Origin of the sequence: Methylobacterium amylolyticum (genome assembly GCF_030700245.1) — a bacterium.
GTDB lineage: Bacteria > Pseudomonadota > Alphaproteobacteria > Rhizobiales > Beijerinckiaceae > Methylobacterium.
On the sequence record NZ_JAUYZI010000002.1, the window covers coordinates 32007 to 46558 of the forward strand.

A 14552-nucleotide genomic window follows, 5' to 3' on the forward strand; every position below is an offset into this window, starting at 1 on the left:
GTAGGGAGGGGGCATGACAGGCGAGCCTCCCGTCCGCACCGGCCTGATCCGCGCGATGGCCCGCGGCTTCCTCGGCCGCTGCCCGCATTGCGGCGAGGGCAAGGTGTTCGGCCGCTTCCTCAAAGTGCGGCCGACCTGCGAGGCCTGCGGCCTGGAGCTGCACCACCACCGGGCCGACGACCTGCCGCCCTACGTGGTGATCTTCGTGGTCGCCCACGTCGTCGGCTACCTGATCCTGGAGACGGAGAGCGCCTACGAGGTGCCGCTCTGGGTCGAGATCGGCGTGTGGCCGCTCTTCACCCTCGTCCTGGCGCTCGCCCTGCTGCAACCGGTCAAGGGCGCCGTCGTCGGGCTGCAATACGCCCTTGGCATGCACGGCTTCGCCGCGCTACCGCGGGGCCGCCCCGCGCCGGGGCCGGAGGACACCCGCCGTGAATCGCCCCTCGCCCCAGCCGGAGTCGAGCGCCTCGACCGAGCCTGAGCGCAGGGCCCCGGACGCCGCGCCCGCCGCGGATACGCCCGTCCAAGATTTGCCCTTCAAGGCGAGCCCGGCGAAGGCGGCGCGGCTGCGCCCGCGCGACGCCGCGACGATGATCGTGCTCGACCGGCGCGGCCGCGGCGGCCCGAAGGTGCTGATGGGCCGGCGCAACGCGCGGCTCGCCTTCATGCCGGGCCAGTTCGTCTTCCCCGGTGGCCGGATCGAGCTCGGCGACCGCACCATGCCGGTCGCTGGCGCGCTGCCCGACTACGCCGAGGCCGCGCTCGCCCGGCAGGTCTCCCGCCCGCCGCACCATCTCGGCCGCGCCCTCGCGCTCGCCGCGATCCGCGAGACCTACGAGGAGACCGGCCTGCTGCTCGGCACCACGGAACACGGCGGCCCCGAGACGGTGCCCGCCGGCTGGGAGGCGTTTGCCGCGCACGGCGTCCTGCCGGACCTGGAGGCCCTGCACGTCGTGGCCCGCGCGATCACGCCGCCCAAGCGCGTGCGCCGCTTCGACACCCGCTTCTTCGCGGTCGACCGGACCATGGTCGCCGCCGAGGAGCCGGGCCGGGTCAGCGCCGACACCGAGTTCACCGAACTCGCCTGGGTCCGCCTCGACGCGGCGCGCAAGCTCGACCTGCCCTACATCACCCGCGCGATCCTCGACGAGCTGGAGGCGCAGATCGCCGTCGACTTCGCGCCCCACCGTCCGATCCCGTTCCACTACGAGCGCTACGGCCGCCGCGAACGCGTTTTTTTATGAGTTTTCTCAGGAGTTTACCGGAACACGACGCCGGACGGGCACGGGACACGACAGGTCTGCACCGGGTGTCGCGGCTCCCGCCCATCCCCCTCATCCTGAGGTGGCCGCGCCAGCGGCCCTCGAAGGAGGGCTCCAGGGATCGCGGCGACATCTGGAGCCCTCCTTCGAGGGCGACGCTGCGCGACGCCGCCTCAGGATGAGGGCGCGGACGGGAGGTCCGGCCCGGCGACCAAACCGCTCTGTCGTGGACCGTGACGGACGGGGTCGAGACGACACGTCGGCCGGGCGGGAACGGGTGGCCGCGATCACCGCGGCCATCGCCTGCGTCGCGGTGGTGGGGATCGGGCTGAGCCTGTCGATCCCGCTGCTCTCGATCGAGATGGAGCGGCGCGGGGCGTCGAGCACCCTGATCGGCCTCAACACCGCGGTGGCCGGCCTCGCGAGCATCGTCGCGGTGCCGTACGTGCCGCGGCTCGCCGCCCGGCTCGGGGTGGTGCCGCTGCTCTGCCTGTCCCTGGCGGTGGCGGCTTGCGGCCTCGTCGCCTTCCCGCTCCTGCCGGGGATCGCGCCGTGGTTCCCCCTGCGCTTCGTGTTCTCGGCCGCGCTCGGCGCGCTGTTCGTCCTGTCGGAATACTGGATCAGCGCCGCCGCGCCCCCCGAGCGCCGCGGCCTCGTGATGGGGATCTACGCCACCGTGCTGGCCGCCGGCTTCGCGGTGGGGCCGGCGCTGCTGGCGGTCGTCGGGACGGAGGGGCTGCTGCCCTACGCCGCGGGGGCGGGGCTGGTGCTCCTGGGCGCCCTGCCGGTGCTGCTCGCCCGCGGGCTCTCGCCGCGCGTGGAGCACGGCGCCGGACGGCGGCTCACCGGATACCTGCGGCTCGCCCCCGTCGCGCTCGGGGCTGCGCTCACCTACGGTGCCGTCGAGACCGGGATCTTCGCGATCCTGCCGCTCTACGGCCTGCGGCTCGGCTACGAGGCGCAGGGGGCGGCGGGCCTCGTCAGCCTCGTGGCGCTCGGCAACATCCTGTTCCAGATCCCGTTCGGCTGGCTCGCCGACCGGTTCGACCGGAACCGGGTGCTGCTGGTCGCCAGCCTCGGCGGCGCGCTCGGCTCGGGCCTGATCCCGCTCGTCGCGGGATCGGGGGCGGGGCTCGCCGCGGTGCTGGTCCTGTGGGGCGGCCTCGCGGGGACGCTCTACACCGTCGGCCTCGCGGCCTTGGGCGCGCGCGTCCCCGCGGCGGATCTGGCGGGCGCCAACGCCGCCTTCGTCGTGCTCTACAATGTCGGCCTGATGCTGGGCCCGCCGCTGATCGGCGGCGGCCTCGACCTCCTGCCCCCGGACGGCTTCGCCCTGAGCCTCCTCGGCCTGTTCCTGGCCTACGCCGCCCTGCTGGCCGCCGCCGGGCGGTCGCGGCCTTGACCTCCCCGACCCGATCGGGCATGGACCCGCCCGAGTTTCGGCCGGGCGTGCCCGGCCTTTTGCGTTTCGCGCCCGCGGAATGCCGACCCCCACGAGGAGCACCGCGCCATGGCCAAGGCCGTCACCGTCAAGATCAAGCTCGTCTCGACTGCCGACACCGGCTACTTCTACGTCACCAAGAAGAACTCCCGGACGCAGACCGAGAAGCTGACGATGCGCAAGTACGACCCGGTCGCGCGCAAGCACGTCGACTTCAAGGAAGCCAAGATCAAGTAAGCGACCGCGCTTCACGCCATCGCCGGGATCCTGAGAGCCGCTCCAGCGATGGGGCGGCTTTCTTCGTATGTCCGGGATCGCGGAGCGCGCCGGCAGGATCAGCCGGACGGTCCGGCCGGCGGCGCGGCGGCCAGGGCCTCGCCGAACCGTTCCAGCAGCGCGGCTGCGAAGGCGCGCATGTTCGCGGCGCGATCCGCGGCCCCGGTCTCCAGCGTGACCACCCGCTCGACCGGGCCGCTCACCGCGAGGCACGCGTGCCCGGCGGCATCGCCGTAGCGGTTGCCGCTCGGGCCGGCCGCGCCGGTCTCGGCGAGCCCCCAGGTCGCGCCGTGGCGTTCGCGGACCGTGCGGGCGAGGAGCAGGGCGTAGGGTTCCGAGGCGGAGCGCAGGCCCGCCATCTCCGCCGCGCCGAGGCCCAGGAGCGCCGCCCGGGCGGAGGCCGTGTAGACCACCGCGCCGCCGAGATAGTACGCGCTCGCGCCCGGCACCGCGAGCAGTGCGGCGGAGACGAGGCCGCCCGAGGCGGATTCGGCCACGGCGACGGTCTCGCCCCGGGCGCTCAGCAGCGCCGCGAGATCCGCGGCCCGCGACAGCAGGGCTTGCATGCGCCCTCAGCTCCGCTGCCGTTCCGCGTCGAGGGCGCCCGGCACCTCCTCGACGGGCGCCGGTGGCCCGGACCGCCCGTCCTTCGGTGGCGGCTCGATCTCGTCGAGGCGATCCTCGTCCTCGATCAGCGCACCCGGGTCCTCGCCGGGCATCGGCGTGTCGGCGCAGGTCATGACTGCTCTCCTCGCTCTCGCGCAGGGCCAAATCCGGTCGGGCGCCCGTGTTCCCGCGCTTGGATCCGGCGCACCGGCCGGGCCGGGCGCGGAGCGGCCCGGCGGCCATGGGCGGTCGCTAACCGCGATGACAGATTCTCCGGGGATGAAGCCCGTCGCGCCCGCGTGCAGTACCGTCCGTGAGGATCGCTCCCCTAGCATGGCGCTGCCGCCGGTCCTGGCGGCGCAGCAATGGGGACGGTCATGAAATTCCTGGCAGCGGGTGCCCTCGGCGCCATCGTCTTCGTCGCGACCCTGACGTCGGTCTCGACACCGGCCTCCGCGCTGGGCGGTTGCGGCCGGAACGGTCACCGCAACGCGTATGGCGTCTGCGTCTTCGGCGGCCAGAACGAGTCGTGGTGTCTCCGGAACCGCGGGCGTCGCGCCGTCCGGATGCCGAACGGGACCATGCGCTGCTTCTGAACCGGCGCGGACGGCCGGCGCTCGACCCGGCGCGTCGAACGGACAACCGATCGCGGGGGACGGCCGGATCGGCCGATGCCCCGCGCTCCGGCCGCGCGCCTCCCGCCGGAGGCGCAGGCATCACCGGCGCGCGTCACTCGCCCGCATCCGCCCCGCGCGGCTTTCCGCGCCGAACCGCCCTGGCTTCGGCGGCCGCCCGCGCCCGGCGCACCGCGCGGTGGCGCTCGATCTCGGCCACGCCGATCGGCTGCGGCGCCTGCTCCCCGGTGTAGGGCATCCGCGAGCGCACGTAGCCGTAATAGTCCGAGCCGCCCATGCCGAACGAGCCGCCGGTCACCGGCCCGTCCAGGCGCGTTTCCGCGCCGCGGGCGGCGGCGAGGGTGGCGAGCCCGAGGGCGGCGGCGAGGACGAGGCGCATCCCCCCACAGGGCCCGACGATACGGGCGGCGGCGTGACGGCGGCGATCACCGCGTCGTGATGAGATCTCTCCCGCCACGGACGGTCACAGGACCCGCGCCTCGGGGCCGAACCCGAGGCTGTCCGCGAACCGGTTCCAGGTCTCGACCCGGACCTGCCCGCCGGTCGCGCGGCGGTGGCCCTGCGCGAACTGGTCGTCCGGCCCGAGCGGCGGGGCGCGCTCTTCCAGGAAGGTGATCAGGTCGGGCACCCCGGCGCTGCGCGCGGCGAAATGGACGTAGCCCGCGCGGAAGCCGGCATTGGCGGCGATCACCACCTGCCGGCGCAGGCGGTGCGTCCAGGATTGCGCGACGAGCGGGTGGATCTGGCACGGCGAGTCGCAGCGCAGCAGCGCCACGGGCCCGGCGAACAGCGGCGGCACCGCGCGGGCCGCGTCGAGGGCGCTCCTCACCTCGGCGCGGCCCGCGCGCAGGGCCTCCGCGTCCGGGTCGGTGCCGGCGACGATGTCCGCCGGGCCGCCCGCGCGCAGCAGCAGGCGCAGGGCCGGGCCGGCATCGCCGGAGGCCGAGCGGCGGGGCGCGTTGACGAGGCTCACGGCCTCGCGCAGCGCCTTGGCGGTGTAGGCCTTGCGCAGCGGCGCCATGAATTCGGGGAAGTCGGCCCCCGCGCCGCGCTCGCCGAGATCGCCGACGAGGCCGATGCCCGCGAGCCACGCGAGGTCGTCTGCCTCGCCCAGCGCCGCGGCGCAGGCGTGGGCGAGCAGGCTGGAGGTGGGGATCGGCGCATCCGCGTGGCCGCTGATGACGACGGCCTCGGACGCGTCCGGCCCGGACCGCGGCACGTGGTGGTCGACGAGGATCGTCGGCACGCCGGGCAGCACGGCGCCGGCCTGCACGCCGAGATCGGTCACCACGATCCCGCCGGGCGCCAGCGCCGCCAGTTCCGTCCGCACGGCCGGCGACCACGCGGACTCGCCGCGGCCGATCACCCGGACGTGGGCGGGGCCGCGCCCGGCGCGCGCGAAGGCGCGGGCGAAGAGCGCGCCGGCCGACAGGCCGTCGGCGTCGTCGTGGCACAGCACCGCCGGAGGGCTCCGGCCGAACCGGGCTACGGAAGCGGCGAAGGCGGCCCCGTGCGCGGCGAGGTCGGTCATCGCCGCTCTCCGGTCGTCGGGCTGCACGCGGTCTCGGGCATGGACGCTGCTCCAGATGGCGCCGGGCAACGACCGTTCGCGCGGGCGGGTTGCCGTGCCCCGGTCCTGACGGCGCTCCGGGATGTCGCACGGCGGCGCTCTCGGCCGCGCAGGGTCGGCGGTCAGCCCCGCAGCGCGTGCCGGACACCGTGTCACGTTCCGGCCGGCTCGCGCCCGCGCGCCTCGGCCCACGCGCGATCCTTCCGGGCCTGCTCCGCGCGCAGCGCGGCGCTCACCGCCTCCTGCTGCGCGTAGGCCGCCCGCAGGCGCCGCGCCTCACGCGCGGCCTTGCGCTTCAGCCAGTCCTGCTGCCGGGCCTTCTCGGCGATCAGTTCCTCGACGGTGACCGGTCCGGCCCGCATCGGCGGCGGTGCGTGCGGCGCCGGCCGCCGCGGTGAGGGCCGGGATGCCGCCCGCGGGGGCGCGCCGTCGCCGAGCCCCAGCGCTTCCCCCAGGGTCAGGCCGGCCGCCGCGGCCATGCGCCGCGCCGCGGCCTCGCCGGCCGCGCGCTCGCCCGCCGTCGCCCCGCCGCGCATCAGCGCCGCGCACTTCCTGAACCGGTCGAGATCGAGGGATCGCGCGCTCATCCTACCGGGTCCGGCTCGGACCGCCCGATGCCTCCGGGGAAGGGCGGAGCGGCGCCGGTCTCTTACCCCGCGCGCCGCCCGTTCGGGCGGCCGCGGACCCGAACTGCGGCCGGGAGGGACGCGGCCGAGAGCCGCAGGCGCAGGTCAGGGCGTCCGGCCGGCAGGCGCGCCGCCGGCGGGCACCTCCCGGAGCAGCGCCGCACGGAGATCGCCCTCGATGAGCAGCGCCGAGCCGTGGTGGAACTCGGCGTCGTAGGCGTTCTTGGCGTTCATCACCGACGAGGCGCTCTGCATCGCGATGAGCCGCCCGGCCTCGTCGAACAGGCCCGAGCCGGATCCGCCGTAGCCGTCGTTGCAATCGTGGCGCGCCCGGCGGATGCCGCCCTCGCTCGGCGGGTCGATCCGGCGGATCGTGCAGGATTCGAGGCTGCTGGGCCCGCGATAGTTCTCGTGGCCGGCGGGCGAGACCATGGTGACGGGCAGCGCCACGTCGCCCGTCGGCAGGGCGGAGGCATCGTAGAGCGGCTGCGGGGCGGCGTCGGCGGGCTGCGCGAGCCGCAGGATCGCCCAGTCGTCGGTGATGTGCAGGTTCTGCGCGCCGGACGCGACGCCGAGACGGAGGCTGTCGGGCGCGAAATCGTAGTTGCGCCCGCCGATCTGGAAGTAGCAGTCCGCGACCGACCGCGTGACCTCCAGCCGGCGGTCCCGGAAGTTGTGGGCGTTCAGGACCACCGTCGAGGGATCCGCCACGAGCCACGCCGCGGCCGCCTTCTGCGGCACGCCGTCCGTCCGCCGGCACCAGAGCACGCCCGCGCCCTTGTACCGGTCGAGATCCGGCCCCGTCAGGTCGCGCCGTCCGTCGCGCGGGTAGAGGGCCGCGAGCCGGCCTGGCTCGGCCGCGGCGATGGACCCCGGGGCGATGGACCCCGGGGCGATGGCGGCCAGCAGGGCGAGCAGGGCCGCGGCCCGGCCCGGAGAGGTCCGTCGTCCCGGCCGCCACGCCCCCCCGCATCCCATCGCGTGCCCCGGAGTGATCCGGTGTTCCGAGCACCGGTTGCACCCCATTCCTGCGCGCCGGGTCACCGCCGGTCAAGCAACGGGGCGGCGCTTCCATCCCCGCCATCACAACTTGCCGAATCATCCCGTCAACAAATGTCCGCTATCCTAGAGACATTCCGATGGACACGCCGGTACAACTGACAAGCGTGAACGGTCGTAATAAGTCTTTTATAAGGGAATCGCACTGCGATGTTCTTTGCAAAGGATGATCGACCGGCGAGTTAGACTGACGATTATCTCGCACCGCAAAAACACAATTGCCGCGAGGCCGGAAGGCGGGGCGGCCCGGCGAGGAGATGCATGATGAGGACGAGAAGGCTCACGCGTTCGGTCTCGACCCTGGCGATCCTGGCGATGGCGCCGGTCGGACTGGCGAGCATGGCGTCCGCCAACGACAAGCTCGACCAGATGTCGAAGAGCGACGAAAACTGGATTATGCCAGGGAAGAACTACGACTCGAACAATTACAGCGAGCTGACCCAGGTCAACAAGAGCAACGTCAAGCAGCTCAAGCCGGCCTGGACGTTCTCGACCGGCCTCCTGAACGGCCACGAGGGCGCGCCGCTGGTGGTGGACAACAAGATGTACGTCCACACCTCGTTCCCGAACTACACCTTCGCCCTCGATCTCGACGATCCGGGCAAGATCCTGTGGCAGGACAAGCCCAAGCAGAACCCGGCCGCGCGCTCGGTCGCCTGCTGCGATCTCGTCAACCGCGGCCTCGCCTACTGGCCCGGGGACGGCAAGACCCCGCCGCTGATCCTGAAGACCCTGCTCGACGGCAACGTCGCCGCGCTCAACGCCAACACCGGCGAGACGGTGTGGAAGGTCGAGAACTCAGACATCAAGGTCGGCTCGACGCTGACCATCGCCCCCTACGTCGTCAAGGACAAGGTGATCATCGGCTCGTCCGGCGCCGAGCTCGGCGTGCGCGGCTACCTCACCGCCTACGACGTGAAGACCGGCGCCCAGGTGTGGCGCGCCTACGCGACCGGGCCCGACAAGGACCTGCTGCTCGCCGACGACTTCAACATCAAGAACGCCCATTACGGCCAGAAGGGCCTCGGCACGGCGACCTGGGAGGGCGATGCCTGGAAGATCGGCGGCGGCACCAACTGGGGCTGGTACGCCTACGACCCCGGCACGAACATGATCTACTTCGGCACCGGCAACCCGGCGCCGTGGAACGAGACCATGCGTCCGGGCGACAACAAGTGGACGATGACGATCTTCGGCCGCGACGCCGATACCGGCGCGGCCCATTTCGGCTACCAGAAGACCCCGCACGACGAGTGGGACTACGCCGGCGTCAACGTGATGATGCTGTCCGAGCAGAAGGACAAGGACGGGAAGATGAGGAAGCTCCTCACCCACCCCGACCGCAACGGCATCGTCTACACGCTCGACCGGACCGACGGCTCGCTGATCACGGCCAACAAGATCGACGACACGGTCAACGTGTTCAAGTCGGTGGATCTCAAGACCGGCACGCCGGTGCGCGATCCCGAGTACGGCACTCGCATGGATCACCTCGCCAAGGACATCTGTCCCTCGGCGATGGGCTACCACAACCAGGGCCACGATTCTTACGACCCGAAGCGTGAAGCCTTCTTCATGGGCATCAACCACATCTGCATGGATTGGGAGCCCTTCATGCTGCCCTACCGGGCGGGTCAGTTCTTCGTCGGCGCGACGCTGAACATGTATCCGGGCCCGAAGGGTGACCGGCAGAACTACGAGGGCCTCGGCCAGATCAAGAGCTACAACGCCATCACCGGCAAGTTCAACTGGGAGAAGATGGAGCGCTTCGCGGTCTGGGGCGGCACGACGGCCACAGCCGGCAACATCGTGCTCTACGGAACGCTGGACGGCTTCATCAAGGCCCGCGACTCCGACAACGGCGACCTGCTCTGGAAGTTCAAGCTGCCGTCCGGGGCGATCGGCTACCCGATCACCTACACCCACAAGGGCACGCAGTACGTCGCCATCAACTACGGCGTCGGCGGCTGGCCGGGCGTGGGCCTCGTGTTCGACCTGCAGGACCCGACCGCCGGCCTCGGCGCGGTGGGCGCCTTCAAGAAGCTCGCCAACTACACCCAGATGGGCGGCGGCGTGATCGTGTTCTCGCTGGACGGCAAGGGTCCCTACGACGACCCGAACGTCGGCGAGTACGAGCAGCAGGCCAAGAAGTAGGCGTGGCCTAACCCCGCGATCCCGCCGGCGCCGAGCCGGCGGGATTATCGGACCGACGCGTCCGGGTCGCCGCGCCGGGCGCGACCGCCCGGACCCACGGGCAAGATCAGAAAAGCATCAGGGATCGAAACGCATGCCGCTCTCCGGCGGGTTCCTTCGCGCGGCGACCTGCGCCGCAGCCCTCCTCGCCCTGGCCGCCGGCCCCGCCCGCGCCCAGGAATCCGAGGCCCAGGCCATCCAATCGAATCCGGCCGCGCCCTCCGCCGCCCCGGCGCCGGACCCGTCCAGCCTGCGGATCTGCGCCTCCGCCAAGCAGCCGCCGCTCTCGATGCGCGACGGGTCGGGCCTGGAGAACCGCATCGCCGCGGCCGTGGCGGAGGCGATGGGCCGGAAGCCGGTCTTCGTCTGGCTCGACAAGCCCGCGATCTACCTCGTCCGCGACGGCCTGGAGAAGCGGGCCTGCGACGTGGTCGTGGGCCTCGACAGCGACGACCCGCGCGTCCTCGTGACGAAGCCGTACTACCGCAGCGGCTACGTGTTCATCACCCGCGCCGACAAGGACCTCGACGTGAAGTCCTGGACCGACCCGCGGCTGAAGACCGTCGACCACATGGTGGTGCCGTTCGGCTCGCCCGGCGAGGCGATGCTCAAGGACATCGGCCGCTACGAGGAGGACATGGCCTACCTCTACTCGCTGGTGAACTTCCGCGCGCCGCGCAACCAGTACACCCAGATCGACCCGGGCCGCCTCGTCAGCGAGGTCGCCAACGACAAGGCGGATGTCGGCGTCGCCTTCGCGCCGGACGTCGCCCGCTACGTCAAGGACTCGGCGGTGCCGCTGCGCATGACGCTGGTGCCGAACGACACGGTGAGCAGCGACGGCCGCAAGATGCCGCAGATGTTCGACCAGTCGATGGGCGTGCGCAAGGACGACGCGGCCCTGCGCGAGGCCCTCGACGCCGGCATCGCGAAGGCCCGGCCGCAGATCGAGGCGATCCTCAAGCAGGACGGCGTGCCGGTCGCCACCAACTGAGCCCGTCCGCGGACGAAGGACACACTCGGAGAACCCAAAGTCCTCATATGAGAAACGCCAAATCCCTACTCGCGCTCGGCCTCGGCGTCGCGACCGCGGCGGCCGGCGGGGCGGTCCTCGCCCAGCCGCAGGCCGGTCCGCAGACCGGCATCGTCTTCCGCAACACCGTGACCGGCGAGACCCTCGACACCGCCGAGGGCAAGCCCGGCGGCCGCGATACCGAGGCGGTGAAGACCTTCTTCCAGACGGGAAAGAACATCTACATCGACGACAAGGCCTGCCTGAGGAACGGCGAGAGCCTGTACGCGACCTCCTGCTCCGGCTGCCACGGGCATCTCGCCGAGGGCAAGCTCGGTCCGGGCCTCAACGACAATTACTGGACGTATCCGGCCAACACCGAGGATACCGGGCTGTTCTCGACGATCTGGGGCGGCGCCAACGGGATGATGGGCCCGCACAACGAGAATCTGACCCCCGACGAGGTGCTCCAGGTCGTCGCCTGGATCCGGCATCTCTACACGGGGCCGGTCAAGGACGCGGTCTGGCTCAACGACGACCAGAAGAAGACCTACAAGCCCTACAAGGAAGGCGAGACCTTCGCCAAGGACGCGCCCGGCCAGTGCAAGCCGCTGCCGGAGTGAGCGTCCAGGCGGAGCCGCGCGTCACGGCGCGCGGACGAACGGCCCGACCGGCCGCCCTGGGGAGAGAACGTTGAGGAGTGTGAGATGCGCATGACCATCGCGGCGGCCGCCCTGGCCGCGGGGACGATCCTGGCGGCCCCGGCCCTGGCCTATGACGGGCAGACCTGCAAGGCCCCGGGCAATTGCTGGCAGCCCAAGCCCGGCTTCCCCGAGAAGATCGCGGGCTCGAAGTACGACCCGAAGCACGATCCGAAGGAACTCAACAAGCAGGCCGACTCGATCAAGCAGATGGAAGAGCGCAACAAGGCGCGGATCGAGAACGCCAAGAAGACCGGCAAGTTCGAGTACGACGTGAGCAAGATCTCGGCGAACTGACGCGACGGCCGGGCCCGGACGGGCCCGGCCGGGACGTCCCGCGCTCACGCCTCAGGTCAGGTTCATGAACACCCTTCGCTCCGGCGACGCCATGCTCACCGACTGGCGCGCCGCGGCCGGCCGCTTCGAGGCCGAGGTCGCCAAGGCCGTCGTCGGCCAAGCCCGGGCCATCCGCCTCGTCACGATCGCGATCTTCGCCCGCGGCCACGTCATGCTGGAAGGCGACGTCGGCGTCGGCAAGACCACCCTGCTGCGGGCGGTGGCGCGGGCGCTCGGCGGTGCCTACGAGCGGGTCGAGGGCACGGTCGACCTGATGCCGACCGACCTGATCTACCACACCTTCCTCGGGGAGGACGGGCGCCCCCGGGTCGAGCCCGGCCCGGTGCTGCGCCGGGCCGAGGACCTGTCGGTGTTCTTCTTCAACGAGATCAACCGCGCCCGCCCGCAGGTCCACGCCCTGCTCCTGCGCCTCATGGCCGAGCGCACCGTCACCGCCTTCGAGCGGGACTACCACTTCCCGAACCTCCAGGTCTTCGCCGACCGCAACCGCGTCGAGCGCGAGGAGACCTTCGAGCTGCCGGCCGCCGCCCGAGACCGCTTCCTGATGGAGATCGGCCTGGAGGCGCCGCGCGATCCCGAATCGCGCCGCGCCCTGGTGTTCGACCCGCGCTTCCACGACACCGACCGGCTGATCGGGACCGTGGCCGAGGGCGTCCTCGACCACGCCGCGATCGGCGGCATCGGCGCGTCGATCCAGCACGCGATCCAGGCGGCCCCCGAGATCGAGACCTACGTGGTCGCCCTGTGGGACGCGCTGGTGCGCCCGGAGGCGGCCGGCATCCGGCTCCCCGGCGTCGAGATGGCCGGGCTCGTCCAGGGGGGGGCCTCGCCGCGGGGCCTGAGCTACCTCGTGCGGGCCGCGCGCGTCCGGGCGTGGCTGGAGGGCCGGGACTGGCTCGTGCCGGAGGACGTGCGCGCGGTCTTCCCCGAGGTGATGGCCCACCGCGTCTTCCTGGAGCCGATCCACGAGATGCGCCGCGCGGAGATCGTGCCGGCCCTGTGCCGCGCGGTGTTCGAGACGGTGCCCGCCCCGTGACCGGCGCGCCCCCGGCGGAGATCGTATACCTGCCGCGGTGGCGCCCGCGCGGCAGCCGCCCCGGCGCCCATCGCGGCCGCGACCCGGGCGGGCTCGGGACGTTCCGCGATCAGGTGCCGTTCCTGGCCCTGCCGGACGCCCGCCGCATCGACCTGCGCGCCACCCTGCGCGACCCGTTCGAGGGCGTCCACGTGCGCCGCTTCGAGGCGCGCGCGCCGGTCGAGGTCTGGGCACTCGTCGACCTGTCGGCCTCGATGGGCTTTCGCGGCACGGCCGACCGGATCGACCTCGCCCGCGACCTCTGCGCCGGGCTCGCCGCCTCGGCGACCCGGATCGGCGACGGCTTCGGCCTGATCGGCTGCGACCGGGCAATCCGCGCCGACCTCTACCTCCCCGCCACCCGCCGCCGCGCCGCCGCGCTCGCCGCCGCGGCGCGCCTCGCCGATGCGCCGCGCGCGGCGCGCAGCGCCGAAGGCATGCTCGACGCGGCCCGGCGGCTCGCCGGGCGGCCCAAGCTCGTGTTCCTCGTCTCCGACTTCCGCTGGCCGGAACCCCTCGTCGCCCGGGTCTTCGCCGCGCTGGCGCTCCACGACACCGTGCCGGTCCTGCTCGCCGACAGCGCCGAGGATGCCGGCCTGCCGGACTGGGGCTTGGCCGAACTCGACGACCTAGAGGGGGGCGGCCGCCGCGTCGTTTTCCTGCGCCCCGCCCTGCGCCGCCGCTGGATCGCGCGCGAGCACGCCCGTCGGGACGCGCTGCGCCGCGCCGCGGGCGCGGCGGGCGCGCGGGCGCCGTTCCACCTCGTCGACCGCTTCGACGCGGACGCCCTCAGCCGCCACCTGCTGGCGACCTGACCATGCGGCGCCCGGCGATCCCCCTACTGGTCGCGCTCCTCCTCGCCCTCCCGGCCGGGACGGCCGCCGCGCAGGTGCGCGGGGTGGAGGTGCGCGTCCCCCGCGCCTTCGGCTACTTCCTCGGAGACCTCGTCGAGGCCCAGGCCGACATCGCCGTCGACCCGGGCTTCACCCTCCAGCGCGCCTCGCTGCCGCAGCCGGGGCCGGTGACCTACTGGCTCGACCTGCGCGGGGTCGCGGTCGAGGCGGCGCCCGGTCGGGTCCGCCTGCGCCTCACCTACCAGACCTTCTACGCCGCCCTCGACGCCCGCCAGCTCACCGTGCCCGGATTTTCGGTGACGCTCGCGAGCGAGACGCCGGGCGGCATCACCTCCGCCAAGGCCGAGATCCCGGGCTGGTCGCTCGGCGTCTCGCCCCTGCGCGAGGTCCAGCCGCCGGCGCGCGACGACCCGACCGAGTACCTGCGCCCCGACGGGCGCGGGGGCCGGCTCGACCCGGTGCCGTGGCTCCGGGCGGCGCTCGCCTGCCTCGCGCTGGCCGCCCTGGCGCTGGCGGGCCTCGCCTACGACCGGGCGTGGTTCGGCCGCAGCCGGCGGCGCCCGTTCGCGCGGGCCGCGCGGGCTCTGCGCCGGCTCGGCCGGGCCGGGGCGAGCGGCGGCGAGGGCGGCTACCGCGAGGCCCTGCGCCTCGTCCACCGCGGCCTCGACGAGACCGACGGCCGCCGGGTGCTCGCCGACGACCTGCCCGCCTTCCTCGACCGGCACCCGGCCTTCCGGGGCGAGGGCGCGGCGCTCGCCCGCTTCTTCGCCGCCTCGCGCCGGGCCTTCTTCGGCCGCGACGCGGCCGGGGCCAGCGCCGCGTGGCCCCGGCCCGAGGTCGAGGCGAGCCTGCGCCGCCTCGCCGCCGCCGAGCGGGCGGCCTGAG

Annotated in this window: 18 protein-coding genes; 12 read left to right on the plus strand and 6 right to left on the minus strand. The window is 73.2% G+C overall.

What is annotated here, in order from left to right; genetic code table 11:
- Positions 1 to 13: 13 nt before the first annotated feature.
- The 4 genes from Q8W71_RS01880 (at position 14) to rpmG (ending at position 2940) form a co-directional block, all read left to right on the plus strand.
- Positions 14 to 481, plus strand: a complete 468-nt coding sequence (locus Q8W71_RS01880; RefSeq protein WP_305523618.1) for a DUF983 domain-containing protein — start codon at positions 14 to 16, stop codon at positions 479 to 481.
- Entirely contained in the window at positions 432 to 1244 is an 813-nt protein-coding gene (locus Q8W71_RS01885) for an NUDIX hydrolase (RefSeq protein ID WP_370875315.1), read from the plus strand. Before Q8W71_RS01880 ends, Q8W71_RS01885 begins: the two co-directional genes overlap by 50 nt.
- Positions 1245 to 1539: 295 nt before the next feature.
- Positions 1540 to 2664 carry an MFS transporter gene (locus Q8W71_RS01890; protein ID WP_305523619.1) on the plus strand — a complete coding sequence of 375 codons (1125 nt, stop codon included), beginning with the start codon at positions 1540 to 1542 and terminating at the stop codon, positions 2662 to 2664.
- Between the two features lie 108 nt (positions 2665 to 2772).
- Complete coding sequence (rpmG, locus tag Q8W71_RS01895) at positions 2773 to 2940, plus strand: 50S ribosomal protein L33 (protein WP_109950145.1); 168 nt, start codon at positions 2773 to 2775, stop codon at positions 2938 to 2940.
- Positions 2941 to 3038: 98 nt separating this feature from the next.
- Here rpmG and Q8W71_RS01900 read toward each other — a convergent pair whose 3' ends face one another.
- Both Q8W71_RS01900 and Q8W71_RS01905 read right to left on the minus strand, forming a co-directional pair.
- The gene (locus Q8W71_RS01900; RefSeq protein ID WP_305523620.1) at positions 3039 to 3545 is read right to left on the minus strand and encodes a CinA family protein; all 507 of its coding nucleotides are present in this window, start codon (positions 3543 to 3545) and stop codon (positions 3039 to 3041) included.
- A 6-nt stretch (positions 3546 to 3551) separates the two neighbouring features.
- Entirely contained in the window at positions 3552 to 3719 is a 168-nt protein-coding gene (locus Q8W71_RS01905; protein ID WP_305523621.1) for a hypothetical protein, read from the minus strand.
- Between the two features lie 243 nt (positions 3720 to 3962).
- On the opposite strand from Q8W71_RS01905, the gene Q8W71_RS32870 reads away from it, so the two are divergent.
- Positions 3963 to 4181, plus strand: coding sequence for a GCG_CRPN prefix-to-repeats domain-containing protein (locus Q8W71_RS32870; RefSeq protein WP_370875316.1), 219 nt, complete (start codon positions 3963 to 3965; stop codon positions 4179 to 4181).
- 133 nt (positions 4182 to 4314) lie between these two features.
- Here Q8W71_RS32870 and Q8W71_RS01910 read toward each other — a convergent pair whose 3' ends face one another.
- The 4 genes from Q8W71_RS01910 to Q8W71_RS01925 form a co-directional block, all read right to left on the minus strand.
- Positions 4315 to 4599 (minus strand): hypothetical protein, encoded by a 285-nt coding sequence (locus tag Q8W71_RS01910; RefSeq protein ID WP_305523622.1) that lies wholly within the window; start codon positions 4597 to 4599, stop codon positions 4315 to 4317.
- 84 nt (positions 4600 to 4683) lie between these two features.
- A complete protein-coding gene (locus Q8W71_RS01915) occupies positions 4684 to 5751 on the minus strand; it encodes a phosphoesterase (protein ID WP_305523623.1) in 1068 nt (355 codons plus the stop codon).
- A 191-nt stretch (positions 5752 to 5942) separates the two neighbouring features.
- Positions 5943 to 6377, minus strand: coding sequence for a hypothetical protein (locus Q8W71_RS01920; protein WP_305523624.1), 435 nt, complete (start codon positions 6375 to 6377; stop codon positions 5943 to 5945).
- 144 nt (positions 6378 to 6521) lie between these two features.
- Positions 6522 to 7394 (minus strand): S1 family peptidase, encoded by an 873-nt coding sequence (locus tag Q8W71_RS01925; protein WP_305523625.1) that lies wholly within the window; start codon positions 7392 to 7394, stop codon positions 6522 to 6524.
- A gap of 345 nt (positions 7395 to 7739) precedes the next feature.
- On the opposite strand from Q8W71_RS01925, the gene Q8W71_RS01930 reads away from it, so the two are divergent.
- The 7 genes from Q8W71_RS01930 (at position 7740) to Q8W71_RS01960 (ending at position 14551) form a co-directional block, all read left to right on the plus strand.
- A complete protein-coding gene (locus Q8W71_RS01930) occupies positions 7740 to 9629 on the plus strand; it encodes a methanol/ethanol family PQQ-dependent dehydrogenase (protein WP_305523846.1) in 1890 nt (629 codons plus the stop codon).
- A 133-nt stretch (positions 9630 to 9762) separates the two neighbouring features.
- Positions 9763 to 10662, plus strand: a complete 900-nt coding sequence (gene moxJ / locus Q8W71_RS01935; protein WP_305523626.1) for a methanol oxidation system protein MoxJ — start codon at positions 9763 to 9765, stop codon at positions 10660 to 10662.
- Between the two features lie 47 nt (positions 10663 to 10709).
- A complete protein-coding gene (moxG, locus tag Q8W71_RS01940; protein ID WP_305523627.1) occupies positions 10710 to 11303 on the plus strand; it encodes a cytochrome c(L), periplasmic in 594 nt (197 codons plus the stop codon).
- Positions 11304 to 11387: 84 nt separating this feature from the next.
- On the plus strand, positions 11388 to 11678 hold the full coding sequence (locus Q8W71_RS01945; RefSeq protein ID WP_305523628.1) for a methanol dehydrogenase [cytochrome c] subunit: 291 nt from the start codon (positions 11388 to 11390) through the stop codon (positions 11676 to 11678).
- Positions 11679 to 11742: 64 nt separating this feature from the next.
- Positions 11743 to 12774 (plus strand): AAA family ATPase, encoded by a 1032-nt coding sequence (locus Q8W71_RS01950; RefSeq protein ID WP_305523629.1) that lies wholly within the window; start codon positions 11743 to 11745, stop codon positions 12772 to 12774.
- On the plus strand, positions 12771 to 13628 hold the full coding sequence (locus tag Q8W71_RS01955; protein ID WP_305523630.1) for a DUF58 domain-containing protein: 858 nt from the start codon (positions 12771 to 12773) through the stop codon (positions 13626 to 13628). The genes Q8W71_RS01950 and Q8W71_RS01955 overlap by 4 nt, the downstream gene beginning before the upstream one ends.
- A 2-nt stretch (positions 13629 to 13630) precedes the next feature.
- Positions 13631 to 14551 (plus strand): nonribosomal peptide synthetase MxaA, encoded by a 921-nt coding sequence (locus Q8W71_RS01960; protein WP_305523631.1) that lies wholly within the window; start codon positions 13631 to 13633, stop codon positions 14549 to 14551.
- The last annotated feature ends 1 nt before the right edge of the window (position 14552 follow it).

Coding starts and splice junctions, on each gene's coding strand:
- Q8W71_RS01930 (WP_305523846.1), top strand. CDS start 7,740: ATGAGGACGAGAAGGCTCACGCGTTCGGTCTCGACCCTGGCGATCCTG.
- Q8W71_RS01900 (WP_305523620.1), bottom strand. CDS start 3,545: ATGCAAGCCCTGCTGTCGCGGGCCGCGGATCTCGCGGCGCTGCTGAGC.
- Q8W71_RS01945 (WP_305523628.1), top strand. CDS start 11,388: ATGCGCATGACCATCGCGGCGGCCGCCCTGGCCGCGGGGACGATCCTG.
- Q8W71_RS01960 (WP_305523631.1), top strand. CDS start 13,631: ATGCGGCGCCCGGCGATCCCCCTACTGGTCGCGCTCCTCCTCGCCCTC.
- Q8W71_RS01915 (WP_305523623.1), bottom strand. CDS start 5,751: ATGACCGACCTCGCCGCGCACGGGGCCGCCTTCGCCGCTTCCGTAGCC.
- moxJ (WP_305523626.1), top strand. CDS start 9,763: ATGCCGCTCTCCGGCGGGTTCCTTCGCGCGGCGACCTGCGCCGCAGCC.
- Q8W71_RS01880 (WP_305523618.1), top strand. CDS start 14: ATGACAGGCGAGCCTCCCGTCCGCACCGGCCTGATCCGCGCGATGGCC.
- rpmG (WP_109950145.1), top strand. CDS start 2,773: ATGGCCAAGGCCGTCACCGTCAAGATCAAGCTCGTCTCGACTGCCGAC.
- Q8W71_RS32870 (WP_370875316.1), top strand. CDS start 3,963: ATGAAATTCCTGGCAGCGGGTGCCCTCGGCGCCATCGTCTTCGTCGCG.
- Q8W71_RS01950 (WP_305523629.1), top strand. CDS start 11,743: ATGAACACCCTTCGCTCCGGCGACGCCATGCTCACCGACTGGCGCGCC.
- Q8W71_RS01910 (WP_305523622.1), bottom strand. CDS start 4,599: ATGCGCCTCGTCCTCGCCGCCGCCCTCGGGCTCGCCACCCTCGCCGCC.
- moxG (WP_305523627.1), top strand. CDS start 10,710: ATGAGAAACGCCAAATCCCTACTCGCGCTCGGCCTCGGCGTCGCGACC.
- Q8W71_RS01905 (WP_305523621.1), bottom strand. CDS start 3,719: ATGACCTGCGCCGACACGCCGATGCCCGGCGAGGACCCGGGTGCGCTG.
- Q8W71_RS01920 (WP_305523624.1), bottom strand. CDS start 6,377: ATGAGCGCGCGATCCCTCGATCTCGACCGGTTCAGGAAGTGCGCGGCG.
- Q8W71_RS01925 (WP_305523625.1), bottom strand. CDS start 7,394: ATGGGATGCGGGGGGGCGTGGCGGCCGGGACGACGGACCTCTCCGGGC.